Genomic DNA, 24,774 nt, shown 5'->3' with positions numbered 1-24,774 from the left:
TCCTCTAAGCCTTAAGCTAATAAAATAATAGCACGCAAGCCATCTAAAATCAACGATTATAGGCTCTGAAAGCGCTTTTAACTTCCTCTTGACTTTCATCAGTAAACACAAATCTAAAATGTTTTATACCATACGATTCATAATCTTTTCGATTTTCAATTTCATCCATAATATTCACATCATACAATCGCATGTGACAATCTTTATCTCCAAGTAAAAAGACACGCTTTCCATCTAAGCCTTCAAGCTCATAACGATGATGATGACACAAACTGCAATTCATTCGCTTACCATCTTTTAAAGTCGTATTTACAGGACAATGTTTCATCGTCATCAAGCGTTGTTTTTGATATAAAGTCTTATAGACTGGAGCATCAAAATGATAACGACTTGAAAAAGCCTTCATTATTTCTTCAACCTGATACTTGTCACACTCATCACTGATTACACAACTTTCATATCCCATTTCTAAGATAGCAGCCACACTATACGAATTAGAAACATTTAATGAATCTACAATTTTTCCTTTACCTAGATGCGCATTCACAAATCCATCAACTCTCGTTATATTTGATTTTTCTAAGACTTGATCACTGTTAAACATTTCACTCACATAACAAGAAGAATCATCAACCTTTTGATTCATTGAATTAATTTCAAACAAATCAAATGAGGTTTTACTCTCTTGCGGAATATAACTATATTCTTTTTCAACAAGTGCCTCCTGTTTTAAACAAGCCTCTTTCATTTTCTCAAGAGCATCCCTACGAAGTTGGTTCATGACAGAAATTGGAAAATAAATATCTTTACCCAAATGATATTCAATATGATCAAAACGTGCCCAACTATCTTTTGTCTTAGAAAACTGTTTGTTTAACGTTTCTTCATCCGTTGCACGCTTTAAAGCTTGTACACTATCAATTTCAGTAGAAACACTAATTTTTGTCAAATCATTGTATACTTCCATCACCATTGGCTTTCCAACTGCACCACAAGTCACTATCGCATTAACCTTGCTTTGACGATTGGATGTACGAATTTCTTCAGCAATTGTTTTATTCAATTCAGAATCCATTGTTTTACGAACAATACTACCTACATGCAGACCTGACGGTCCTTCGATTAGAACTGTATTATTTTTAGGCATGAAAGAAATCAACTTTTGTTTCTTATCATACATAAAATTCACATGACAACCCAAGTTCTCTTTTTCAAAACGAATTCCATCATTTTGATGCAGATCTTGACTTAATTGAATACAAATCTTATTTTTATTTACCTTTACAACCTTGCCAATTTCAATTCCCTGATGATTACAAGTTTTACTATTCATTAATTCTTTGCCACTGGCCCTATACATATGCCCTACAGTATATTTTCGATTGAATGTAACACGTAAGTTTTGTTTGTCCTCAACATTTCGTTCCATATTCTCTAATACCTTTTTGACTTGTAAAACACTCTCATAAACATATGGAGCACTCTTCATTCGCCCTTCAATTTTTAATGAACAAACCCCCATATCCGCTAATGTATTCACTTCATCAATCAAAGATAGATCTTTTGGACTTAATACATATTCTCCATGCGTATCCACTTTATTTCCATCTTCATAAAGGGTGTATTTCATTCGACATGGCTGTGCACACATTCCACGATTTCCACTTCGTCCATAATGTATACTTGAAAAATAACATTGTCCCGAATAACAAATGCATAAAGCTCCATGCACAAAAACCTCCACTTCAATACCTGTATCTACACATGCTTGAATTTCTTCTTTTGTACATTCTCTAGCTAAAACAACACGTTGAACACCTAATTTTTTTAGTTGTTCAATTTGATAAGGATTAGAAACTGAAAGCTGTGTAGAAGCATGTAGCACCAAATTGGGTAGTCTATGATGCAAAAGATGAATAAAACCTAAATCTTGAATGATCAAAGCATCTACGCCAAAAGAATGAACCATCTTTGCCATATTGTAGGCATCCTCTATTTCATCCTCATATAATATTGTATTCATCGTAATATATACTTTTACACCACACAAATGACATCTTTCAATAACTTCTTTTGTAGTTTCTAAGTCAAAATTATTTGCGAATGCCCTAGCCCCAAAACTAGGCAAGCCAAAATAAACAGCATCACATCCTGCTGCTAATGCTGCATTTAATGCTTCCACACTTCCTACGGGTGCTAATATTTCTGGTCTCATTTTCCTTACTCCTTTCAAAATAAAAGCTACAGATACAATCTATAGCTAGTTTTTATTATTTTGATAATACTTTTTAATTGCCTCAAAAGTTTCTTGCGAAATCACATGTTCAATACGACAAGCATCTTCTATCGCAATATTTTTAGGTACACCTATATTTTGTAGCATATCTGAAAAGAAAGTATGACGCGCATATGTTTCTTCTGCGATTTTCTTTCCTTCTTCACTTAAAGTTAAAAATTTACTAACATCTAAAACAATTAATCCTTGCTCAGACAATAATTTTACGGCATGTGAGACGCTAGGCTTAGAAAAACCCAAATAACTTGCGACATCAACACTACGAACATGATCTAAACATTTTGATAAAACTAATATGGCTTCTAAATAATCTTCCATCGATTCGCCTAACTGCATATTCTTTACTCCTCTAATTCTCTTATTTAATTTTAAGCTAGTCCTCTTTTAAAGTCAATTGTCATGACATATAATAGTTATATGAACGATACAAAACTAACAATCGCAAATGCGCTATTAAACTTATTAAAAACACAACCCTTAAACAAGATTACAGTCACTCAAATCACAAAGGAATCCAATTTAACACGACAGACTTTTTATCGTAATTTTGAAGATAAAGAAGATCTAGTAAACTGGTATTTTGAAAAGCTATGCCTAGACTCTTTTAAAGAAATGGCTGATCAAACCACTTTAAAAGAAGCTTTAATTAAGAAATTCACTTTTATTCAAAGCCAAAACACATTTTTTAAAGAAGCCTTTAAAGAAGATGACTACAATTCTTTGACAAACTATGATTATCGCTGTATCTATGATTTCTACAAAAAGAAAATTGAAACAAAAACAACAATTGATCCACAACTAGACTTTCTACTTCAAATGTATTGTCATGGATCTATTGAAATGACTAAGTCCTGGGTCGAAAAAAATATGTATCTAGATATAGAAACGCTAGTCAATATGTTGATTGAATCCATGCCCGAAAGATTAAAACAATATATCAATCTTTAACTACAATACCTAAAAGTCTCACAAATTCAAGTGCCTGGGATGAATTCACGACAACACCTGTTAATTTATCACTCGACAACGCAATATTTTCAATTTCACAGCTTGAGAAATCAAGCTCTTTTAATTTTGTGTTAAACCATTCCGTTGAATTTAATATACATTTATCAAATGAAGTCTTTTTAAAATCACATTGAACAAATCCAGAACCCGTTAAATCATTGATGTCAAACATACAATCTTTAAATGTACTGCCACCAAAGTCACAATAATGTCCTTTGCATAATTGAAATAATGTATCTTGCACTAAGCTTTGTGAAAGTTCCATTCCACTGATTCGACAAGAAATGAAATGAACACGACTTAAACTACATTGATTCAAGTGTACATTTTCAAATTCACAATGATCAAAAATAATGTCCATATATTCAATAAAGCTAAAGCTACAATCTTTAAATTGACACTTGCTAAATTTACACCCATCCATCGTGATATTATCTAAGTTTTCTTCAATACAAACATTCTCAAATATATAATCACTCACATACGATTCATATGTCCATTCATCCATTTGTTCAAGACTCGTATTGATTTTTAGCTTTTTCATAGATTCTTAATTTTCAATAATACTTCTTGATTAAACAAGATATCTTTTAATAATTGTAAATCTTCATGGCTCACAAAATCATACTCTGCACGATTTAAAATAATATAGATTTGTTGAAGAGCATTTTTAAGTTCCATCCATCCTTCTGGCGTACCAAACTCTTCATCAAACAACTTATGAATGTTATCCTGGTTCATTAAAGGATATAAATAAGAATAGATGGTTGTCGTTGAAGGATTATTAAATCCATCAAAGAAATTCTTAAAGATAGGATAGATATATTTTCGTAACATGTTCAAAGTAGCTTTCGCATAAAATAAGGCACTCGCACTAAAATCTGCATCCTTTACATCTTCATAATAGACTTCCAAATCACTTCCTGCTTCGATTTGATCTAAGACACTTCCCGGAAAATCTGCATAATCTTCTTCATTTATATTTAAAGCTTCATAAAAGTCAGTTTCTTCTTCAGGCTCTTCGTTTTGTTTCATATTATTCATCATATTTTGAGCCATGTCATTTAACTTATTCTTTTCTTCATCGCTCATATTGTCCATCATTCTTGAAATGGCAGAAAAATCAATATCACTAAATTTCATGTTTATTACCTCATTTCTAACAAGTATTATACACAAAACATAAGTGGATTAACATAAACAAATATATTAGAATATATACATGAAATTATTAAATATACAAAAAGAAATACCCGATATTCTTTTAGATATTCGCTATTGCACAACTTACAATTTCATTGGTGAAATCATTGATGGCTATATAGATCCGGTAGCGTTAGGAACAAAAGAATTGGTGAAGCAATTAAAAGTAATCAATTCAAAGGCAAGACAAATGGGATATCGATTAAAGATTTGGGATGCCTATCGACCTCAAAGTGCCCTTGATCATTTCATGACTTGGAAAGATACTGAGGATGATAAAATGAAATCCATTTTCTATCCAAAATATTCCAAAAGCTATCTTTTTGAGAATGACTTTATTATTGAAAAATCAGCGCACACCAGAGGTAGCACTGTCGATTTAACTTTAGTTGATGAAAAAACAGGAAAAGAATTAGATATGGGATCTTACTTTGATTACTTTGGCGATATTTCTAGTCCATTATACACAAAAGGATTAACGAATCATCAAATAAACAATCGCAAGACACTTAGAAATTTAATGTTAGACAATGGATTTATCCCTTTAGAATCCGAGTGGTGGCACTATACTTTAAAGGATGAACCCTATCCAGATACTTATTTTAATGTGGAGGTAAAATCTGATGGAAACTAAATTATGGTCTGCTTTAATTGGTCTTTCTAAAACCGTGGATTCAAATCCAAAAACAGAAAACACAGACACAATTATTTTAGATTGTCTTCAACATTTAAAAAATCATACGGTAACACAAGATCTAATTGATTTAGTACACAAAGAAAAAGACAAGATATCACCAGGATGTAAAACGTGTACGCATCCTTGTGGCAATACAAGTGATTATGACATGTCTTTGATTAATGACAAGAAAAAGGAATTGATGAATCAAATCCTTCATTTAAATGATATGAACTTCATCTATCGCGGTCTATGTTATTTAGGCTTTGACATTGATGATTCTTATATTGATGAATTGATAGAAGAGGTCAAGAAATAATGAAAAAAAGAAAAATTCGCTATGACCGTATTTTATTGCCTATCTTAATACTGTGTGTAATCATCTTTGGGATATCTTCATGTCATAAAACAGAAGAAACAAAAGTTCAATCAAAACCCATTCATACTACAACTGATTTTTTAAAGAACGCGTTAAAACCCGTTGGTCAAACACTCTATATTTATGGTGGAGGCTGGAACGAAGCGCAAACAGGTTCCGGAACTGAAGCGTTAACTTTGGGCTTATCTAAGGAATGGAAATCCTTCTATGATACACAAGATAGTACATATAATTATGAAAACTATATGTATGAAATCCATAAAGGTCTTGATTGTTCAGGCTATATCGGTTGGACTATCTACAATACTCTAGAAACCAAATCCAATCATGGCAATGGCTATGTATTAAAGGCTGAAGAAATGACAAAAACATATGCGAACATGAAGTTAGGAAGCTACAAAGATTCAATTCAAAACGCAAAACCAGGTGATATTGTCTCTATGGCGAATGCTCATGTTTATATTGTACTTTGTGTATGTGAGGATGGCAGTTTATTGATTGCTCACTCTAGTCCTCCAGGTGTTAAAATTTCAGGTACATATGACCAAAATGGAAATTCAAATTCACAAGCTGTCGGATATGCACAAAAAATCATGGAAACGTATTATCCAGACTGGTACAGTCGTTATCCAAATTGCACTGTCGATTCTAGTTTTACTGAACCAAGTAATGTATCTTTATTTCACTGGAATTCAAAAACATTAAAAGATACAGATCAATTGCACTCTATGAGTATTGATCAAATCATTCAAACTTTATTTCAATAGGGAGGTCAACATGGAAAAAGATTGGAAATTATTTAGAAAGAAACTAGGTAGATGGCAAGAAGCCTATATGGATAAGCTCGTTGAGGAATACAAATCCATTTTAAATTCAGATGCATTATCTTCTGATAAATACTGGGCTCTACGAAAGAAAATTTATGAGGATTATAAAAGTCCTGGTGTTTTGGCAAGAGATGTTTCTCGTTCAAATATGTTTATCATTTTGTTAGGATTATTGCGCGATGAAGCAATCACCATGGATGATCTAGATGAGTTTAGTGATGAGCTAAAGGAAGATATTAAACAATATATGAAGTAAAAAGCCGAAATAAATCGGCTTTTTTCATTTAGTCTTCTTTTTTACCAGCTAATTCTTTTAATGCTTTCAAAGAATCAACTTTCTTTGAATATAAAGTTAATGGAGCAGAACTAGTATCACCAATCGCTGTTAAATCATATCCTTGTGCTTTACATTCATTTTCTAAATACGCTTTGTGTTGAAATGAGTTCAAATCAATTTCGCCATTATTTAAAGCTTCATTTGGTAAGTTATATGCATCAAATACAACTACATCTAAATAGATTCCAGAATTTTCATCATCTAATACTTTTTGTACCGCTCTAAATGTATCGGCAGAACCACAAGTACCAATCTTAATAACTTTCTTTCCATCTGAACTTGATTGATATCCTTCAATATCGCTCACAAAGTTTTTATCGACTGTATAATCTTCATCATATTCAAATGCAGGAACCGTAGCGCCACTATTCTTTTCTAAAATATATTCAGCCACCAATTGACTTTGGTATGTCTTTACTACCTTTTGATAATCTTCATTATCTTTATCAGCTGTACGCGCAACAATCACATTAATAAATGGATTATCACTTCCTACTTCTTGTACTTCCGTAATTAAACCATCCTTTTTAGGTTTTAATCCAGCTGGAACCGCATATGTTCCATTGATTGTGGCTGCTCCAAAATCATCCAAAGTCGAAACTAATGTATTGGCTTGTGTAGGAACAATTTCAATATTGTATTTATACTTCGTAACATCCTTCAATTCTGGAGTCCAACCAGCCTTGTCATCCACTTCAATCAAGCCAGCTTTTTCTAGAAGCAATAACCCTCTTCCACCATTTGTGGCATCGCTTGGAATACCAATTTTTACAGGTTCACTTGATGACTTTGATGAACATCCTGTAAGTAATGTTGTAGCTACTAAGCCTACTGTTAAAAATGTTTTAAATAATTTATTTGTCTTCATAATCCTTTTCTCCCTCTTTTATTTATGAAACAATTCTTTATTCGTTGTTGCTTTTGACAATGTATTTCCCAATAATTGAATCAACGAAACAATGATCAATAATAAGATTACACATAAATTCACAACATCTTGATAATGTAAGTTTTGTCCATAATTAATTGCGAACGAACCAATTCCACCAGCACCAACTGCACCTGCAGAAGTTGTTAATCCAATCAATGAAATAGCCGTAATGGTTGTTACACGAATCAAATCCGGTAACGCCTCATGCAGATAAACACGAAAGATAATTCCTAGTGTTGAGCTTCCCATGCTTCTAGCGGCCTCTATTTTTCCTGGATTTACATCCGCTAATGCCGTTTCGACTTGTCTTGTGTAGAATGGAACCGCTCCAAAGACTAATGGAACAACAGCCCCTTTGACTCCAATCGAAGTACCCGCAATACTTCGTGTTAACGGAATCAAGAAAATCAACAGGATGATAAATGGTACGGCTCTAAACACATTCGTGATAACTTCTAGAATAAAATGAATAATCCGATTTGGCTTAATACCATCTGTCTTTGTTACAATCAATGAAATTCCAAAAGCACCTCCAATTAGTAATGTAATCAAGCCTGCGATGAAAAACATTTGATACGTTGCAGTCAATGCTGTTAAAAATATATCCCAGTAATTGGTAACGTTTGGAAAAAAATCTGCTATAAATTTAGGCATGATGAATCACCTCCACTTTTACATTAGATTCATGTAGAAAATCTATGGCACGCTGTACATTTTCTTTAGTCCCTTCAATTGAAGCAATAATGCCACCCAAAGCATCCGCATTAACGACATCCACGTTAGCCAACATGATATTTACATCCACATTATATTCACGAGATATTTTTGAAATGGTTGCATTACCAACACTATCTCTAGTGAATGTAAGTTTAACTAATTTACTATCTGCAGGAACAATTGTCTTATTCTCAATCAACTTCGTAATATTCGATAATGCAGAAGACGAGTTGATAAATTTTTTGGTAATCTCTTCTTTAGGATTGGCGAAGATATCATATACATCTCCTTCTTCAACAACCTTACCATTCTCCATAACTGCCACACGATTTGCGATAGATTTAATCACACTCATTTCATGTGTGATCAAGATAATTGTTATTCCTAATCTTTTATTTAAATCCCTCAATAACTTTAGAATGGATTCTGTCGCATCTGGATCTAAAGCAGAAGTTGCTTCATCAGAAAGTAACACCTTAGGATTGTTTGATAAGGCTCTTGCGATGGCTACACGCTGTTTTTGTCCACCAGATAATTGTGATGGATACACGTATTTTTTATCTGCCAAATCCACAAGATCTAATAATTCATCCACACGAGTCTCAATTTCTTTCTTTGATAACCCCGTATATTTTAATGGGTACGCCACATTATCAAATACAGTGCTTCGATCTAATAAGTTAAAATGTTGAAAGATCATTCCTATGGATCGTCTTAACTCTCTTAATTTCTTTTGACTTATATCTAAACTTCCTTGATTTGCACTTACTTTTCCAAATCCTTCAATTTCAATACTTCCAGAATCTGGAATCTCTAAAAAGTTCAAGCATCGAACCAAAGTACTTTTACCAGCACCAGAATATCCAATCACCCCATAGATTTGCCCACTTTCAATATGTAGTGAAACATCATCTACGGCATGTACGTCTGCATTCTTTAAATGATAGGTTTTATCTAAATGCTCTATATTAATCATTTATAACACTCCAATCTAACAAAAAAAGCCGAGGTATTTCCCCGGCAATCACACACTTAAATAAGCGACAAACGAATTGAAAACCGGGTCACATTTTTTAACATATACATTTGCATCATTGACATCATCATTGTTTTCATTTTCGTTTCCTCCTTGCATGTTTGTATTCTACAAGAAGGTTTAGCTATTGTCTAATTGTTAAATTTTTGAAGCAGTAATAAATTTTATTTATTACTAAAATAATCCTTCATCGTTTGAATATACGTACTACCAATCTCACTCAACACTGTATTTTTCCTTGTGATATACCCAATTTCCATCATAGAATTGGGATTCTCTACATTCGCTTCATAAGGCACAACTACATAGTCATCCCCATTCAAATCACGACTAATAATTCCAGAACATAAAGTATATCCATTCAGTCCTCTCATTAAATTCAGCATCGTAGCACGATCATTCACTTGAATCTTTCTTGGAAATTCATTTTCAACCAATATCTCCTCTGCCGTATACATCGAAGGATTATCCCCTTGATCAAAAGTCATATTTGGATATGGCAATAATTCTTCATACGTAATTGATTTTTTATTAGCAAGAGGATGCCCCTTATACAAATACACAAAGGCATCGCAATCCGCTAATTTATGAAATTCTAAATTCCACTCATCAAATTGTTTCATCATAAAACGACGATTATAGTTGGATAAATATAAGATTCCTATCTCACTTAAAGAATTACCTACATCCTCAATAACATGCATCGTCTTAGTTTCACTGATCGCAAAATCATATTTGGAAGTCCCATACTTCTTCACTGTATCCACAAATGCTTTGGTCGCAAATGAATAGTGCTGGCACGAAACACGAAACTTATTTCTTCGTAAGCTTACATCTTCATAGCGATTTTTTAACAATTCATATTGTTGGTACAACTGTCTTGCGTATGTTAAAAACTCTTGTCCTTGTTGCGTCAAAGTGACTCCATGACTTGTACGATTAAAGATTTGAATATCCAGTTCTTTTTCAAGTGATTGAATGGCAGACGTTAAAGTAGGCTGAGACACAAAAAGCTTTTCAGCCGCCTTATTCATAGATTTCTCATCTGACACCGTTAATACATAAAGTAATTGTTGAAGCGTCATTTTCAGTCTCCTTTATTTATATAATTTTAATGAATATTTGTTGATTTTCAAGATTCCATAAAATAAAAGAGCTTGAAAAGCCCTTTAAGCGTAAAATAATTAATTCTCTTTTTGATGTTCTACATGCCAAGTATGATCCTCTTTCACTTTCGCAAGTTCTTCTGGATTTTCAAATAATTCGAGTGCCGTAAAAGCCAATGCTTTTGCACCTTTGACAATCGCATCCATTGCCTTTTGACTACATGAAGCATTGACCATATCTTGACTATGCCCTGCAATCTGTACATCTGTAATACTAATATGTGGCTGAATCGTAGGTACAACCTGACTAATGTTACCCACATCACTACTTCCAGGCATGACCACATCTTCTACATGTTTTACAGTATTGCCAAGTTCTGTAATATATTTTTCATAGATTGCATCTAAAGAAGGTGTTAAAACCATATTTTCTACAAGATTTTGATACAACTTCATACTCGATGTACAACCCGTCTGTAAAGCGGAACCCTTCACAATATTCTCTACTTTTTCATATAACTCATGCAACGTATCAATATCGGCAGCTCGAATATAATATTTGGCCTTTGTGTATTCTGGAATGACATTGGGAGCTGTTCCCCCATCAACAATCACACCATGAATGCGGATGCGATCTGTTAGTTGTTGTCGTAAAACACCAATGGCTGCATAAGTTAAGATCTGCGCATCCAACGCATTGATTCCATCTTGAGGACATCCTGCTGCATGCGCCGGTTTTCCCCAAAATTCAATATCTACAGGTGCACATGCATAATTACGCGTACTTAATCCATCTTCTGGACCTGAGCCTGGATGCACGCATAAGGCAAAATCCACATCTTTTAAATATCCCTTCTTCACAAAAGAACCTTTGGCACTTCCATTTTGTCCACCCTCTTCTCCAGGCGTACCATATACACGTACTTCTCCACCAATTTGATCCACGACACTTTTTAAAGCAGCACCAGCAAGAGAAGAAGTAGCACCAAACACATTATGTCCACATCCATGGCCTAAACCTGCAAGAGCATCATATTCTGCTAGAAAAACAACCGTAGGACCTGGTTTATTACTTTTGTAGGTTGCCGCAAAGCCTGTACGATGTCCTGCCGCTGGTAATTCAATCTCAAAGCCTTCTTTTTTTAATTGTTCACTCAAGGTTTGAGAAGCAAAATATTCAAAGTCACTAACTTCTGGCTTGGCATGAATAGCCAAAGAAATATCTTGATATACTTTTGCTTTTGTATCTATAAATTGAGAAATTTGATTCTTTAATTCTGACATAAAATAGTTCCTCCTAAAAGTTGAGTCTATTGTACAAAGAACAAGTGCTATATTCAAATTCTATTTATTTATATCTAGTTATAAATTATTTTTATATTTCAAGCAAAAAGAAAAACGGCATAGCCGCTTATTCTTTCGTTAGATCCTCACCAAAATACTTGATAGAAATCTTAGATAAAGTTCCATCTTCTTTTAGTTCTTTTAAAGCCTTATTTACAGCTTTCTTTAAAGAGGCATTATCATCCCCTTTTACCATTGGGATGGCATAGGGGGTAGATTCTTTAGATTGATCAACAATTTTAAATGAACTATCCTTTGTCGTCTGAAGATAATCATTGATAGAAGTAGCTGCATTGATTGTCGCATCCACACCACCACTCTTTACAAGATCCATACATTTCGTTAAATCATCAACACCTTTTACAGTTGCCCCATAGTCTTCACCCAATTCCATATAGGTAGATCCAATCGAATTGGCAGTTGTCTTTCCTTTTAAATCATCAAACGAAGTAATTGTCGTATTATCATTACGAACAACTAAGACTGTATGATCATACGCATAAGGTGTAGAAAAATCAAATTTATTTTCTCTTTCCTTTGTGATATCGACACCATTAATAACTAAATCATACGTACCCGTTGATAATCCAGTTAATAATCAATCCCATTTGCCTTCCACAATATTGGCTTTTACACCTAATTTCTTGGCAATATTCTTAGCGACTTCCACATCAACACCCATCAATTTATCATCCTTATTATGATAAGAGAATGGTTGCCAATCTCCTTCTAAACCAATTGTGATTTCACCTTTATCTTGAATCGTAGCTAAATGATCCTTACTTGATCCACATCCTGCTAAAGTAAAAACCATAGCCGTACTTAATAAACTTGCTAATAATTTTTTCATCTTACATTTCCTCTTTCCTTAAAAAATCTTTTGTTCGTTCTTGTTTCGGATTTTCAAAGAAATTCTTTGAACTGCCCTCTTCAACAATTTTTCCTTTTTCCATTAAAATCACATGACTAGAAACATTCTTCGCGAAAGCCATCTCATGCGTGACCACAACCATAGTCATTCCTTCATTAGCCAGTGTTTTCATAACACTTAAAACTTCTTGAATCAACTCTGGATCAAGAGCTGAAGTCGGTTCATCAAAATAAATAATGTCTGGATTTGTTGCCAAAGCTCTTGCGATTGCAACACGCTGTTGTTGTCCACCCGATAATTGTAAAGGATAATGAGTCGCAAGATCTTTCATTCCTACTTTTTCAAGCATCTGCATACCAATCACATTGGCCTCTTCTTTAGAAACATTTCGCGCTACAGTAAGACCTAATGTTACATTTTGTAGGGCTGTCTTATTCGCAAATAAATTGTAATTTTGAAATACAAATCCCGTATACTTTCTAAGCTGGGCAACATCCTTCTTTGATGTATTCGATAAATCATAAGATTTTCCATTAAAAATCATAGTCCCTGCATCAGCTGTCTCTAAATAATTAATGCAGCGAAGCAAAGTTGTCTTACCCGATCCTGAAGGACCTAATATCGCAATGACATCTCCTTTATTGACCGTAAGATCTATTCCATTCAAAACATTTAAATTCCCAAATGATTTATGAATATCTTTAATTTCTAATAAAGCCATACTCTATCTCCCTGCCTGATAATAATTCAGCTTCTTTTCACCCCAAGCTTGCAGCCAAGTTAAAACTGTACAGAAAATCAAATAAACTAAAGCCACTTCTATGTATAACTGCATAAACTGATAAGTTCTTCCTGCAATCCTTTCGGTCTGCATAAACATTTCTGTAACTGTAATATTCGCAGCTAAAGACGTATCTTTTACAAGTGAAATCAAGTTATTAAACAATGATGGAAATGCACTTCGAAAAGCTTGCGGTAAAATAATATGCATCATAATCTGCATATAGCTCATTCCTACACATAGTCCGGCTTCCATTTGTCCTTGTGGTACACTTTCAATCGATCCGCGAATGGTTTCTGCACAATAAGCGCCTGTATTTAATGAAAATACAATAATCGCTGCCGTAATAGCCGATATTCTCACGCCAATCGATTGCATTCCAAAATACATAATAAATAATTGTACAAGCATAGGTGTTCCTCTAAATATCCAAATATAGAATTGAACAACATACTTCATAACCGGAACTTTCGCATATTGTATCAAGGCACAAAAAATGGCCAATATCATAGCTAGAACAAAAGAAATGACTGCCAAAGGTAATGTCATTACAATTCCCGAAATAAATATCTTTGGGAATGATTCTAAAAACAATTCCATTCTTTCCCTCCCTAAAATCTTTATACTATTCTACACCCTAAAGTGAACTTTAGGTCAACTAAATCAATCCAAACGATTTTAATATCGTTAACCAGAATGTAATACTGAAAGCACTAAGCAATGTTGTCAGCATCACAACACTTGATGTTAAAACACCTTTATGTCCCATACTTTTAGCCATCACAAAACCAGATACGGTTGTACTTGAACCACACATAATCAAAATCGCAACTAAGGCTTGATTTCTGAATCCTAATAAAGCTGCAATTGGTAAGAAGATCGTACAAAAACCAATTAATTTCATAAATGTACAAAATAAAGATGGTTTCAATTCTCCTTTCGCCTGATCAAAATCAAAAGTAGCTCCCATCGCCATTAAACCTAGTGGTGTTGCCGTACTTGCAATCATAGAAATTGTTTTATTGATGACTTGTGGCAGTTTAAACGGTAATATACTAACAAGTACACCTATCACAATACCTAGAATTAGTGGATTCTTTAAAATTCCAATGAATGTTTTCTTATAATAAACCTTCGATTGTTCAGCCTTAAAGAAAGATAGAATCACAACAGATACTACGTTATAAACAAATACAACACTCATCAACATCAATGGGGCAACACCTACATCTGGATAAATATTTGATGTTAATGCAAGTCCTAATAAGGCAGCACTGCTTCTGTAACAAGCTTGAATAAATTCACCTTGAAGCGCTTTATCTTTTAATCGCAATGAAAATAATATAGATAATAGAATACTAATTAGAGTAGATACAACACAAAATACGACAAACTTTGTATCCCAAAGATCTTTAAAATTAGATTTAGACACATCGACAAACAACAATAGTGGCAATGATACTTTAAAGACAAATGAATTTAATTTCGATGCCAGTATGTCATCCAACACATTGATTTTATTTAAGAAATAACCGACAACCATCAATAGAAAGATGGGAATCGTTGCATTTAGGCTAAATAATAAATTTTCCACAAAAATCCCTCCAAAACTTTCTTAAAATTTTAGCACAAATATTGGACAATATGCACTAAAACACTTATATGTGACATTATTATCAATCTGTAACTTGTATGTAAGCGGTTTAGTTCGTAAAATGAAATTAACAAGTATATAAGGAGGAAATAATACTTATGGCAAATCGTTTTATTTTAAATGAAACAAGTTATCATGGTGCTGGAGCCATCAAAGAAGTGGTTACAGAAGTTAAAGCACGTGGATTAAAGAAAGGTTTAGTTGTTACAGACAAAGACTTGATCAAATTTGGTGTAGCTACTAAAGTCACAGACTTATTAGATGAAGCTGGTCTTCCTTACGAAATCTATGATGAGGTTAAGGCAAACCCAACTGTTGAACAAGTTAAAAATGGTGTACAAGCAGCTAAAGATGCTGGTGCAGACTATTTAATCGCTATTGGTGGTGGAAGCCCACAAGATACTTGTAAAGGTATTGGAATCATCTTGGCAAACCCAGAATTTGAAGATGTTGTTAGCTTGGAAGGTGTTGCTCCAACTAAAAACAAATCTGTCCCAGTTATCGCTATTGCGACTACAGCAGGTACTGCAGCAGAAACTACAATCAATTATGTAATTACAGATACTGAAAAGAAAAGAAAATTCGTTTGTGTAGATGCTCACGATATTCCAGTTGTTGCGATTATCGATCCAGAAATGATGTCAAGTATGCCAAAGGGCTTAACAGCAAGTACTGGTCTTGACGCATTAACTCACGCTATTGAAGGATATACAACTTTAGCTGCTTGGGAACTTGCTGATACATTAAACTTAAAAGCTATCGAAATCATTTCAAGAAGCTTACGTGCTGCATGTGCTAACGATCCAAAAGGACGTGAAGACATGGCTTTAGGACAATATATGACAGGTATGGCATTCTCTAACGTTGGTTTAGGTGTTGACCACGGTATGGCTCACCCATTAAGCGCATTCTACGGAATCCCTCACGGTGTTGCTTGTGCTACATTACTTCCATACGTTATGGAATTCAACAAAGATTACACTGGTGAAAAATTTAGAGAAATCGCTCGTGTAATGGGAGTTGAAGGTGTTGATGAAATGTCTCAAGAAGAATATCGTCAAGCAGCTATTGATGCCGTTATTCAATTAAGTAAAGATTGTGGAATTGCTCAAAGCTTAAAAGAAATCGGTGTTAAAGAAGAAGACCTACCTACATTAACAGATTCAGCTATGGCTGACGTATGTACAGGTGGTAACCCACGTCCATGTACTAAAGAATTGATCTTCGACTTATATAAATACGCATTTAACGGAAGAGACTAATACATCCATTTAGAAGGCAATCTAGTTGCCTTCTTTTTTCTGTGCAAAAAAAGATGAGATCACTCTCATCTCATTAACGATTTACATGAACATATCCAATAAATGGTTGGTTACATTCAACACTATAAATTGTTGTCTGACATCCAAACCATCCACCATGAACAGCCTGCCCATTACCAATATATAATGCTACATGTCCTTGATAGACACAAATATCTCCTGGAACTGGATTGTTTGTCAAAGTTCCTAAACTTAAATAAGCTGCTGGTGCACCATGGAAATTGATTCCTACAGCAGCAAGTGAATTTGTCACTAACATTGTACAATCTTGATAAACACCAATCTGAGCTAATGCAGCATCGGCAATTCTTTGATAGAAATCTTTTTCTACATTAACTGTAATATTTTTTTCACTTACATTTCCCGCTTTATCTTTCGCTTTAATGGATGTTGTAAAAGTTCCTGTATTTGCTGTATCTACATTTTTAGTCACAGTCATAGTTCCTTCTTCATTTAATGAAACATAGCGATTGATATCAAATGCTTCATTTTGTTCCACTGTGATTGTATCCTCACAAGTAATTACAGGAGCTGTTGTATCTTCTACCTTGATACTTACTTCAGCACTGTGCTTTTCATTTGTATTTTTGTTTTTTCCTTCAATAGAAACAGTTTGTTTACCAACTGTTTCTATATCTAAATCTTTTACTTTTACCTTGTAGTTTTTTGATTCATATACAGATACATTTTTTGATTTCTTTTTAAATTTTACATTCGCATATTTTTTATGTAATTCTTTTGTAAATACAGACTGCATTGAATCTGCATCTTGATATTCAATTTTATAAGCTGCTGTGTTTTCTTTTGCCGCAACACTTGTAACGCCTCCAAATGTAGATGTAGCAATCATCACACTCGCAAATACTTGCATTAATTTTTTCATTGTTATGGGCCTCCTCATTGCTCACACAATTAAAGAAGCTACACTAATTTCTTGTAAGTGTCAAAAGAATACCCGTATTTCCCACAATTTAACATATTAATTTGTTTAAATTTGCCATTATTAACGAGCTCGTCCCATTAATTTGCACTTTTTAGTAAAAAAAAGAACTACAAGATTTGTAGTTCTAAACGATTAATATTCCAATTTTTTAACCTTTTCCCAAGTAAATTGAGGATCACCAAAGTGTCCATAGCATGATGTTTTGTGGTAAACTGGCTTTCTTAAATCCAATTCGGAAATGATGTTTCCTACTTCAAAATTGAAGTTTTTCTTAACGATTTCTAATAGTTTTTCATCATCAAATTTACCAGTTCCAAAAGTGTCTACACATAAAGATACAGGTTGTGCTTTACCAATTGCGTACGCAACTTCAACTTCACAACGACGAGCTAAGCCATTGGCAACAATGTTTTTAGCTACATAACGAGAGTAGTAAGCAGCACTACGGTCTACTTTCGTAGGGTCTTTACTAGAGAAGCATCCTCCTCCAATACGTCCACGTCCACCATATGTATCACATACGATTTTACGTCCTGTCGTTCCTGAATCTCCCCATGATCCACCAACAACGAAGCTTCCAGATGGGTTAATGAAATATTTTGTGTTTTCATCTAAATATTTTTCATCAATGCAAGGTTTAATCACTTCATTCATGATTAATTCTTTAATTTCTTTTTGCGTAATATCTTTTGAATGTTGAGTTGAAACAACGATTGTATCAATACGTTTGATTTCATCATTTTCATATTCAACAGACACCTGTGTTTTTCCATCTGGTTTTAATAAATCTGGGTGTTGTCTTCTAACTTTTGACAATTGACGAGCTAAAAGGTGTGCATAATAGATAGTTAATGGCATGTATTCATCATTTTCATCACATGCATAACCAAACATAATACCTTGGTCACCAGCACATACTTCATCACGGTTTACCGCATTGTGAATTTCAGGACTTTGTTGGTTTACAACAGTATGTACATGATATTCTTCTGTATATCCAATACGTTTGATTTCATTCAATGCGATTGTTTCATAATCCAATTCTGCCTTTGTATTACATTCACCATAAATTAATACAAAATCATCTTTAATAGTACATTCAACAGCCATATTTGAATATGGGTCTTGAGCTAATGCAGCATCTACGATTGCGTCGGCAATTTGGTCACAAATTTTATCTGGATGACCTTCAGTAACACTTTCACTTGTAAAAATATAGTCTTTCATTTTGTCTCCTCTTTTCTTGCTTATCCATAAAAAAAACATACTTTAAGAAGTATGTTACAAATCTTTATACTTCTTATCGCTGTTAGCAGGACCACCTTAACATATTGTCAGGTTGGCGTGAAGTCAACGAGCTAACTCTCTACTTCAACTCTGGATAATTTTTTTACGCATAAAGATTAAAACATGAAACTACAAATAATGCAAGAAATTCATCACCATTATTATACACATATGAAAAAATGGCTAAATTGTATAGCCATTTCATTCTAATATCCTAATACTTCATCCACTAAAATGACATGGATACGATCGGGTTCCATGCTGTTTCTTGTGATAACCAATTGGTCACAAATGCAGCCTTGGGCTAAACAATTTGCACAACTACCTGTTAATTGACAAGGTCTGTTTCCACTAAAACGTTGATTATTAATGGGTGCAGCCACATTTCTTAATCTAGAAATTGCACTATCTAAATCTTTTGTCACCTTATTCATACCTACAATCATTATGATATGTCTAGGCCCAAAGCATAAACATGACACACGATTACAATGCCCATCCATATTGACTAAAATTCCATCTTCTGTCATCGCATTGGTACTCATTAAATAGTAGTCTGCATAAAAACAATCTCTTTCCAACTTGTACTTTTCTTCAGCATCTTTTGCCTGATCTCGATCAATAACTTTAAAATTTCTTTTATAAAGCTCTTCCTTGATACCAATCTTATTTAAAGTATCTGAGCCTCCCCAGCCTACACTTGAGCCCGGCTTCATAATTTCAAATGCCAAATCTACAGCTTCTTGTTTCGAATGCACATAATACCCATTCATATGTCTGTTTTTTAAGCTTTGAATCACTTTTTTAGACAATAAATCATTTCGTTTTGTGATCATTTTTTTACACCTCGATCCATTCTATTTTATTCACTACAATCGATGTTGGTCGATCCTTTTTTCCTTGAATCAGACAAATACGATCTTTTTGAATGTTTTCTTTTTGTTGTTCATACAAACGAGGCATGATAACCGCATCCATTTTACCAGCTTCATCCTCAACACTCATAAAGCACATCCAATCGCCTTTCTTTGTCTTATGCGTTCTAAAAGATGCCACACGCACTAAAATACTCATATATCCATCTTTATTTACTGCATTTAACAATGGTATACAATTTGGATATTTGTGCATACGTAAAGACTGCACAGGATGTTCACTCACATAGAAACCGTACACATATTGCTCTTTTTGAGCTTTTTGTATTGGATTCTCTTTGATTCTTTGAATACCTGGACGAGAGACAATACTAAAATCGAAACGTAAATTGTTCGGATCTTCAATTCGCACAATATTTACATAATCAATCAGCTTTCTTAAATTCTCATTAAGAGTTGCACGATTATATCCAAAGCAATCCAATGCTCCGCCATCAATTAAAATTCGAATCGTAGATTCATTGATCTTATACATACTTGCTTTGGCAAGAAAATCAAATAAATCTGCATATGGTGCATGTTCTAAAATCGTTGGATAAATTGTTTTCCCTACACCTTTTAAAACTTGTAGTGGCATACGAATTGAATTCTGTTCAATCGTATAGAAAGCCTTTGAATGATTAATATCACACCCATTCACAACGATATTTCTTCGTTTACATTCATAAATATATTGTGATGTTTTTATACCTGAACCAATGACACTATTTAAAAGGCTCTGATAGAAATATAAAGGATAGTTTGCCTTTAAATAAGCCATTTGATAAGCTACTAAGCTATAGGCATAACTGTGTGATTTATTAAATCCATAACCGGCAAATTGTTCCATGATAGAAAATATCTCATTGGAAACAGAATCCTTAATACGCTTCTTTCGAGCTCCTAAAATGAATTGCTCTTTTAAATTCTGCATGACATCCAATTTCTTTTTCGACATAGCCTTTCTTAGTGTATCTGCTTGTGCCAAGCTAAATCCACCAATCACTTGGGCTGTCTGCATAACTTGCTCCTGATAAATCATGATACCATAGGTTTCCTTTAAGATTGGTTCTAGTAAAGGATGAGGATACACGACTTTTGAAGGATCCTTTTTTCTTTCAATATATGTATCAATATGCTGCATCGCTCCAGGACGATATAAAGCAAGTACAACACTGATATCTTCAAATTTGTTGGGTTGTATCTTTTGTAGTAAAGACGTAATTCCACTAGATTCCAATTGAAATACACCTAATGTGTTTCCAAACGATAATAATTGATATGTTTTCGCATCCTTTAAATTGATTTTCATCATATCCAAAGAAATATGTTTTTGTTCTTTTAGATTTGTGACAATCTCATGAATCGTCGTTAAATTACGAATGCCCAAAAAATCCATTTTGATCAAGCCCAAATCTTCTTGATATTCCGCTGTAAATTGTGTAGCCTGAATATCTCCATCGACACTGACAAGTGGACAGACATTCACAATAGGCTGATCTGAAAGAACAATTCCTGCCGCATGTAAAGATGTATGTCTTGGTAATCCTTCAACGTTTACACACATCTTAAATAATTCAGTTAATTTTTGATCTGACTGAATCCTTTTTCGAAATAAAACATTCTCATTATAGGCCTGCATCAACGTAATTTTAGGTGTATTCTTTAACATCTTAGAAAGTTCATCCACGATTCTTGCCGGAATATTCATGACACGCCCTACATCACGAATGGCTTGTCTTGCCTGCAAAGTATTAAAAGTCACAATATGACTGACATGATCATAACCATATAATTCACGAACATACTGAATCACTTCATCTCTTCTATCATCTGGAAAATCCGTATCGATATCCGGCATGGAAACACGTGATGGATTTAGAAATCTTTCAAACAATAAATTATTCTGAATTGGATCAATATGTGTAATACCTAAACAATAAGCTACTAAAGAACCGGCTGCACTACCACGCCCTGGACCTACAAATATGTCTTGACTTCTGGCATATCGAATAAAATCCCATACAATCAAAAAATAATCGGTAAATCCCATAGTGACTATGACATTTAATTCATATTCTAAACGTTTGATATAGGTAGGATTTAAATTCCCATTTAAACGTTTTTCTAACCCCTTCTTACAGAGTTTGATCAAATAGTCCCTCGAATCAATTTGAAGTTTATTTTTAAATACAGGAAGCTTGGACTTTTGAAAAGCCATTTGAATATTGCACATTCTTGCGATTTCTTCTGTAGCGATCAATTCACTTTCATCATACAACACTTCCATTTCCTGTGGACTTCTTAAATATCTTTGAAATTGTACGTCCAAACCTTGATTTTCAATATTTGTTTGTTTGGCAATAGCCCTTAATATTTGTAAAGATTTCACGTCTTCACTATTCTCATACAGAATTCGAGATAGAGCCACACGTTTACAATCAAGTTGTTTTAAAATTCGATTATCGGCTCTTTTTTTACCCGAATCATTCATAGATACAGAAATATAGAAATCTGAAAAAGATTTTTTACACAATTCTACAAATGCATTTAACTTTTCTAAATCTTGATGTTCAATATATGCACTGAATGTATCTTTTCCGTCGCTGGAAGTTAATACCACACAATCTTTGGCATACTTTATAACTTCTTCAAAAGATACATTTTCTTTTATGATCGAACTTAATTTATATAAATTCTGTAGACCCATATCATTCTTCGCTAGAAGAATAAAATGAAATGGCTCATCATTATAGATGGAATCAACTTCTAAACCAATAATCGGATGTATATTGTGCTTTTTGCACAATTGATAGAACTCCATCGTTCCATACATCACATTATGATCGGTCAAACATACATGGTTGAATCCAAGTTGTTTTTGATGAAGAATCATATTTTCTAAACGAATAGGTGATTCAAGTAAAGAGTATGAACTTCGCATATGTAAGTGAACCATGAAATCCCACCTTTCTTTCTAAAATATTATACCATAAGAAAAAGAGATAGCTTATTAAGCTACCTCTCGATTTGATAAAATTTCAATAATTTGATTGACTTGATCACGTGTTAAGTTTTTGATTCCACTTGCACATTCGTGACCACCGCCACCAAATTCCATAGCAACATCACGAATTGGAATATTTCTTGAACGTAAAGACGCACTATAATGTACACGATCTTCCATACGCGTAAACAATGCCCACATTTCAACACAATCGATACCTGCTAAACAATAGACTTTGTCTTTCGCATCTGTAAAGCTTAAACCAAATTCTTCATAATCTTCACATTCTAGAATTGAATAAAGGAACTTGTTTTTAAACACTGTATGATTACGTACAACAGTTTCATATTTATAGTCTTCCATGGATTTTGAAAAGTTCAATTGTTCCACTTTTGTGACATCTACACCTTGTTCAAATAAATATTTTGCGGCATCAAATGTAGCTGGACGAACATTATTTGTCGTAAAACGAATATTGTCCGCTGTTAATCCAAGATATAACATCAGAGAACTTTGTAGAGGAATGTTGGCCTTTTTTTCTTGTAAATACAAAGCTAATAACTCACATGTGGCACTTGCCTTATCATCAATCCATTCTTCATCACAAATTGTTTCTACTTGTACGTGATGATCAATACGAATTGATTTTTTTGCCAATTGATACCTGTCATCATCAATGCGTGCAGCATTTGAAGTATCTAAAACAATTGCTAAGCTGGAAGCTACTACTTCATCATCTACAACATCCATATGCACGTTGTTTCTTTGTGAAACTGGACAATCATTACCTAAACAATAGATTTTTTTATTCGGATAGGCACTTTCTAAATAATACTTTAAGCCAAATTGTGATCCTATCGCATCCATGTCAGCAAAAACATGGCGAAAGATTGTGATTGTATTAAAATCTTTTACGCTTTCTAAAATATCATTAGGCATTAGCCATCAAATCCTTGTAAGCATCACGTGCAATGACTAATTCTTCATTTGTTGGCAATAACCAAACTTGCATTTTTGATTCAGGAGCACTTAATAATTTTTCAACGCCACGAACTCCATCGTTGTCTTCTGGTTTTACAACAACGCCAAATGCTGATAATCCATCACAGATTCTTTGACGCATTGCACAGTCATTTTCACCGATACCACCCGCAAAAACAATCGCATCAGCACCACCCATTAATCCGTAGTATCCTGATACAACTTCGACAATACGATTTACATATACGTTTTGAGTTAAAATAGCACGTGGGTTTCCTTCTTTGATAGCTGCTTCAATGTCTCGACCATCACTAGAGATTCCACTTACACCTAACATACCCGATTTTTTATTCATGATTGTATCCATTTCATCTGGTGTATATCCATATTTATTTTCTAAGAATGGAACGATTGCAGGGTCAATATCTCCACAACGAGTTCCCATCATGATTCCTCCAAGAGGTGTGAATCCCATTGATGTTTTATATGATTTACCATTTTTAACAGCTGTAATACTAGCGCCATTTCCTAAGTGGCAAGTGATGATATTCATTTCTTCTTGTGTTTTTCCTTGAAGCTCAGCCAAACGTTTTGTCAAATATTCATGACTTGTTCCATGAGCACCATAACGACGTACTTTATCGTTAGTATAATATTCATACGGAAGAGGGAAAATATAGTTTTCTTCTGGCATACTTTGGTGGAATGCTGTATCAAATACGAATGTGTGTTTACACTCTGGTAAAGCATCTCTAAATGAACGATATCCAACTAATGCAGCTGGGTTGTGTAATGGAGCTAATACACATAATTCTTCTACTTTAGCTTCAACATCAGCATCTACAGGTACTGAATGAGAGAAATATTCTCCACCATGAACAACACGATGACCAATCGCTTTGATATCTTCTAAACTATTTACAACTTTGTGTTCAATTAATGCTTCCATTAATTTTTTTACAGCTACTGCATGATCTTTGATATCTAAGATCTCTTCAATTTTTTCTCCATTGGCTTTCATTCCAAAGATAGAATCGTTTAAACCAATACGTTCTACGTTTCCTTGAGCTAGAACTTCTTCTTCTGGCATTTTGAAAACTTGGAATTTCAAAGACGAACTTCCTGCATTAACACTCATAACAATCGACATTTTT

At 33.8% G+C, this 24,774-nt stretch carries 24 protein-coding genes, 1 pseudogene and 1 riboswitch; of the genes and pseudogenes, 6 read left to right on the top strand and 19 right to left on the bottom strand.

Annotation, left to right across the window (positions count from 1 at the left end; all coding sequences use genetic code 11):
- Window positions 1-49 precede the first annotated feature (49 nt).
- Together LJE08_RS02810 and LJE08_RS02805 are read right to left on the bottom strand one after the other, a co-directional pair.
- A complete protein-coding gene (locus tag LJE08_RS02810; RefSeq protein ID WP_227402355.1) occupies window positions 50-2,215 on the bottom strand; it encodes a U32 family peptidase in 2,166 nt (721 codons plus the stop codon).
- Window positions 2,216-2,260: 45 nt separating this feature from the next.
- Complete coding sequence (locus tag LJE08_RS02805; RefSeq protein ID WP_117925213.1) at window positions 2,261-2,632, bottom strand: metal-dependent transcriptional regulator; 372 nt, start codon at window positions 2,630-2,632, stop codon at window positions 2,261-2,263.
- An 81-nt stretch (window positions 2,633-2,713) separates the two neighbouring features.
- On the opposite strand from LJE08_RS02805, the gene LJE08_RS02800 reads away from it, so the two are divergent.
- The gene (locus tag LJE08_RS02800; RefSeq protein ID WP_117925235.1) at window positions 2,714-3,244 is read left to right on the top strand and encodes a TetR/AcrR family transcriptional regulator; all 531 of its coding nucleotides are present in this window, start codon (window positions 2,714-2,716) and stop codon (window positions 3,242-3,244) included.
- Here LJE08_RS02800 and LJE08_RS02795 read toward each other — a convergent pair.
- Window positions 3,234-3,848 carry a pentapeptide repeat-containing protein gene (locus LJE08_RS02795; RefSeq protein WP_117925211.1) on the bottom strand — a complete coding sequence of 205 codons (615 nt, stop codon included), beginning with the start codon at window positions 3,846-3,848 and terminating at the stop codon, window positions 3,234-3,236. The two genes, LJE08_RS02800 and LJE08_RS02795, sit on opposite strands and share 11 nt — an antisense overlap.
- Complete coding sequence (locus LJE08_RS02790) at window positions 3,845-4,447, bottom strand: hypothetical protein (protein ID WP_186998752.1); 603 nt, start codon at window positions 4,445-4,447, stop codon at window positions 3,845-3,847. Before LJE08_RS02790 ends, LJE08_RS02795 begins: the two co-directional genes overlap by 4 nt.
- Window positions 4,448-4,526: 79 nt before the next feature.
- Here LJE08_RS02790 and LJE08_RS02785 point away from each other — a divergent pair, with 79 nt between their 5' ends.
- From LJE08_RS02785 to LJE08_RS02770, 4 genes are read left to right on the top strand one after another with little or no spacing between them, the layout of a single operon-like run.
- On the top strand, window positions 4,527-5,141 hold the full coding sequence (locus LJE08_RS02785) for a M15 family metallopeptidase (protein WP_117925207.1): 615 nt from the start codon (window positions 4,527-4,529) through the stop codon (window positions 5,139-5,141).
- Complete coding sequence (locus LJE08_RS02780) at window positions 5,131-5,502, top strand: hypothetical protein (protein WP_217255987.1); 372 nt, start codon at window positions 5,131-5,133, stop codon at window positions 5,500-5,502. The genes LJE08_RS02785 and LJE08_RS02780 overlap by 11 nt, the downstream gene beginning before the upstream one ends.
- On the top strand, window positions 5,502-6,329 hold the full coding sequence (locus tag LJE08_RS02775; RefSeq protein ID WP_186998750.1) for a hypothetical protein: 828 nt from the start codon (window positions 5,502-5,504) through the stop codon (window positions 6,327-6,329). The genes LJE08_RS02780 and LJE08_RS02775 overlap by 1 nt, the downstream gene beginning before the upstream one ends.
- A 10-nt stretch (window positions 6,330-6,339) precedes the next feature.
- Window positions 6,340-6,645 (top strand): multidrug transporter, encoded by a 306-nt coding sequence (locus LJE08_RS02770; RefSeq protein ID WP_186998749.1) that lies wholly within the window; start codon window positions 6,340-6,342, stop codon window positions 6,643-6,645.
- Between the two features lie 28 nt (window positions 6,646-6,673).
- On the opposite strand, the gene LJE08_RS02765 is transcribed toward LJE08_RS02770, so the two are convergent.
- The 9 genes and pseudogenes from LJE08_RS02765 to LJE08_RS02725 all read right to left on the bottom strand — a co-directional run bounded on the left by LJE08_RS02765 (window position 6,674) and on the right by LJE08_RS02725 (window position 15,106).
- Entirely contained in the window at window positions 6,674-7,594 is a 921-nt protein-coding gene (locus LJE08_RS02765) for a MetQ/NlpA family ABC transporter substrate-binding protein (RefSeq protein WP_222620937.1), read from the bottom strand.
- A gap of 18 nt (window positions 7,595-7,612) precedes the next feature.
- Window positions 7,613-8,311 carry a methionine ABC transporter permease gene (locus LJE08_RS02760; RefSeq protein WP_186998748.1) on the bottom strand — a complete coding sequence of 233 codons (699 nt, stop codon included), beginning with the start codon at window positions 8,309-8,311 and terminating at the stop codon, window positions 7,613-7,615.
- Window positions 8,304-9,350, bottom strand: a complete 1,047-nt coding sequence (locus LJE08_RS02755) for a methionine ABC transporter ATP-binding protein (RefSeq protein WP_227402354.1) — start codon at window positions 9,348-9,350, stop codon at window positions 8,304-8,306. Before LJE08_RS02755 ends, LJE08_RS02760 begins: the two co-directional genes overlap by 8 nt.
- Before the next feature lie 224 nt (window positions 9,351-9,574).
- Window positions 9,575-10,495, bottom strand: a complete 921-nt coding sequence (locus LJE08_RS02750; protein ID WP_227402353.1) for a LysR family transcriptional regulator — start codon at window positions 10,493-10,495, stop codon at window positions 9,575-9,577.
- A 99-nt stretch (window positions 10,496-10,594) separates the two neighbouring features.
- Entirely contained in the window at window positions 10,595-11,800 is a 1,206-nt protein-coding gene (locus LJE08_RS02745; RefSeq protein WP_227402352.1) for a M20 family metallopeptidase, read from the bottom strand.
- Window positions 11,801-11,927: 127 nt separating this feature from the next.
- Window positions 11,928-12,674: pseudogene (locus LJE08_RS02740) on the bottom strand (transporter substrate-binding domain-containing protein).
- Between the two features lie 37 nt (window positions 12,675-12,711).
- Window positions 12,712-13,452 carry an amino acid ABC transporter ATP-binding protein gene (locus LJE08_RS02735; RefSeq protein ID WP_227402351.1) on the bottom strand — a complete coding sequence of 247 codons (741 nt, stop codon included), beginning with the start codon at window positions 13,450-13,452 and terminating at the stop codon, window positions 12,712-12,714.
- Window positions 13,453-13,455: 3 nt separating this feature from the next.
- Window positions 13,456-14,112, bottom strand: coding sequence for an amino acid ABC transporter permease (locus LJE08_RS02730; RefSeq protein ID WP_117925185.1), 657 nt, complete (start codon window positions 14,110-14,112; stop codon window positions 13,456-13,458).
- A 58-nt stretch (window positions 14,113-14,170) separates the two neighbouring features.
- Entirely contained in the window at window positions 14,171-15,106 is a 936-nt protein-coding gene (locus LJE08_RS02725; protein ID WP_227402350.1) for an AEC family transporter, read from the bottom strand.
- Between the two features lie 158 nt (window positions 15,107-15,264).
- Between LJE08_RS02725 and fucO the strand changes: the two genes are divergently transcribed.
- Window positions 15,265-16,428 carry a lactaldehyde reductase gene (fucO, locus tag LJE08_RS02720; RefSeq protein ID WP_117925181.1) on the top strand — a complete coding sequence of 388 codons (1,164 nt, stop codon included), beginning with the start codon at window positions 15,265-15,267 and terminating at the stop codon, window positions 16,426-16,428.
- 73 nt (window positions 16,429-16,501) lie between these two features.
- Here fucO and LJE08_RS02715 read toward each other — a convergent pair whose 3' ends face one another.
- The 6 genes from LJE08_RS02715 to LJE08_RS02690 form a co-directional block, all read right to left on the bottom strand.
- Window positions 16,502-17,371 (bottom strand): NlpC/P60 family protein, encoded by an 870-nt coding sequence (locus LJE08_RS02715; protein ID WP_227402349.1) that lies wholly within the window; start codon window positions 17,369-17,371, stop codon window positions 16,502-16,504.
- Between the two features lie 192 nt (window positions 17,372-17,563).
- A complete protein-coding gene (gene metK, locus LJE08_RS02710; protein ID WP_227402348.1) occupies window positions 17,564-18,658 on the bottom strand; it encodes a methionine adenosyltransferase in 1,095 nt (364 codons plus the stop codon).
- A gap of 40 nt (window positions 18,659-18,698) precedes the next feature.
- Window positions 18,699-18,821: riboswitch (SAM-I-IV-variant riboswitch) on the bottom strand.
- Between the two features lie 103 nt (window positions 18,822-18,924).
- Window positions 18,925-19,554, bottom strand: coding sequence for a lactate utilization protein (locus tag LJE08_RS02705; protein WP_227402347.1), 630 nt, complete (start codon window positions 19,552-19,554; stop codon window positions 18,925-18,927).
- A 4-nt stretch (window positions 19,555-19,558) separates the two neighbouring features.
- Complete coding sequence (locus LJE08_RS02700; RefSeq protein ID WP_227402346.1) at window positions 19,559-22,591, bottom strand: DNA polymerase III subunit alpha; 3,033 nt, start codon at window positions 22,589-22,591, stop codon at window positions 19,559-19,561.
- 54 nt (window positions 22,592-22,645) lie between these two features.
- Complete coding sequence (locus tag LJE08_RS02695; protein WP_117925372.1) at window positions 22,646-23,578, bottom strand: bifunctional oligoribonuclease/PAP phosphatase NrnA; 933 nt, start codon at window positions 23,576-23,578, stop codon at window positions 22,646-22,648.
- Window positions 23,571-24,770, bottom strand: a complete 1,200-nt coding sequence (locus LJE08_RS02690; protein WP_186998739.1) for an acetate/propionate family kinase — start codon at window positions 24,768-24,770, stop codon at window positions 23,571-23,573. Before LJE08_RS02690 ends, LJE08_RS02695 begins: the two co-directional genes overlap by 8 nt.
- Window positions 24,771-24,774: the final 4 nt, after the last annotated feature.

The sequence above is a fragment of the Holdemanella sp. DFI.5.55 genome (assembly GCF_020593575.1).
GTDB lineage: Bacteria > Bacillota_I > Bacilli_A > Erysipelotrichales > Erysipelotrichaceae > Holdemanella > Holdemanella hominis.
Note: the sequence above shows the minus strand (reverse complement) of the source record. Positions and strands in the feature narration are given on the sequence as shown.

Coding starts and splice junctions, on each gene's coding strand:
- LJE08_RS02810 (WP_227402355.1), bottom strand. CDS start 2,215: ATGAGACCAGAAATATTAGCACCCGTAGGAAGTGTGGAAGCATTAAAT.
- LJE08_RS02805 (WP_117925213.1), bottom strand. CDS start 2,632: ATGCAGTTAGGCGAATCGATGGAAGATTATTTAGAAGCCATATTAGTT.
- LJE08_RS02800 (WP_117925235.1), top strand. CDS start 2,714: ATGAACGATACAAAACTAACAATCGCAAATGCGCTATTAAACTTATTA.
- LJE08_RS02795 (WP_117925211.1), bottom strand. CDS start 3,848: ATGAAAAAGCTAAAAATCAATACGAGTCTTGAACAAATGGATGAATGG.
- LJE08_RS02790 (WP_186998752.1), bottom strand. CDS start 4,447: ATGAAATTTAGTGATATTGATTTTTCTGCCATTTCAAGAATGATGGAC.
- LJE08_RS02785 (WP_117925207.1), top strand. CDS start 4,527: ATGAAATTATTAAATATACAAAAAGAAATACCCGATATTCTTTTAGAT.
- LJE08_RS02780 (WP_217255987.1), top strand. CDS start 5,131: ATGGAAACTAAATTATGGTCTGCTTTAATTGGTCTTTCTAAAACCGTG.
- LJE08_RS02775 (WP_186998750.1), top strand. CDS start 5,502: ATGAAAAAAAGAAAAATTCGCTATGACCGTATTTTATTGCCTATCTTA.
- LJE08_RS02770 (WP_186998749.1), top strand. CDS start 6,340: ATGGAAAAAGATTGGAAATTATTTAGAAAGAAACTAGGTAGATGGCAA.
- LJE08_RS02765 (WP_222620937.1), bottom strand. CDS start 7,594: ATGAAGACAAATAAATTATTTAAAACATTTTTAACAGTAGGCTTAGTA.
- LJE08_RS02760 (WP_186998748.1), bottom strand. CDS start 8,311: ATGCCTAAATTTATAGCAGATTTTTTTCCAAACGTTACCAATTACTGG.
- LJE08_RS02755 (WP_227402354.1), bottom strand. CDS start 9,350: ATGATTAATATAGAGCATTTAGATAAAACCTATCATTTAAAGAATGCA.
- LJE08_RS02750 (WP_227402353.1), bottom strand. CDS start 10,495: ATGACGCTTCAACAATTACTTTATGTATTAACGGTGTCAGATGAGAAA.
- LJE08_RS02745 (WP_227402352.1), bottom strand. CDS start 11,800: ATGTCAGAATTAAAGAATCAAATTTCTCAATTTATAGATACAAAAGCA.
- LJE08_RS02735 (WP_227402351.1), bottom strand. CDS start 13,452: ATGGCTTTATTAGAAATTAAAGATATTCATAAATCATTTGGGAATTTA.
- LJE08_RS02730 (WP_117925185.1), bottom strand. CDS start 14,112: ATGGAATTGTTTTTAGAATCATTCCCAAAGATATTTATTTCGGGAATT.
- fucO (WP_117925181.1), top strand. CDS start 15,265: ATGGCAAATCGTTTTATTTTAAATGAAACAAGTTATCATGGTGCTGGA.
- LJE08_RS02715 (WP_227402349.1), bottom strand. CDS start 17,371: ATGAAAAAATTAATGCAAGTATTTGCGAGTGTGATGATTGCTACATCT.
- metK (WP_227402348.1), bottom strand. CDS start 18,658: ATGAAAGACTATATTTTTACAAGTGAAAGTGTTACTGAAGGTCATCCA.
- LJE08_RS02705 (WP_227402347.1), bottom strand. CDS start 19,554: ATGATCACAAAACGAAATGATTTATTGTCTAAAAAAGTGATTCAAAGC.
- LJE08_RS02700 (WP_227402346.1), bottom strand. CDS start 22,591: ATGGTTCACTTACATATGCGAAGTTCATACTCTTTACTTGAATCACCT.
- LJE08_RS02695 (WP_117925372.1), bottom strand. CDS start 23,578: ATGCCTAATGATATTTTAGAAAGCGTAAAAGATTTTAATACAATCACA.
- LJE08_RS02690 (WP_186998739.1), bottom strand. CDS start 24,770: ATGTCGATTGTTATGAGTGTTAATGCAGGAAGTTCGTCTTTGAAATTC.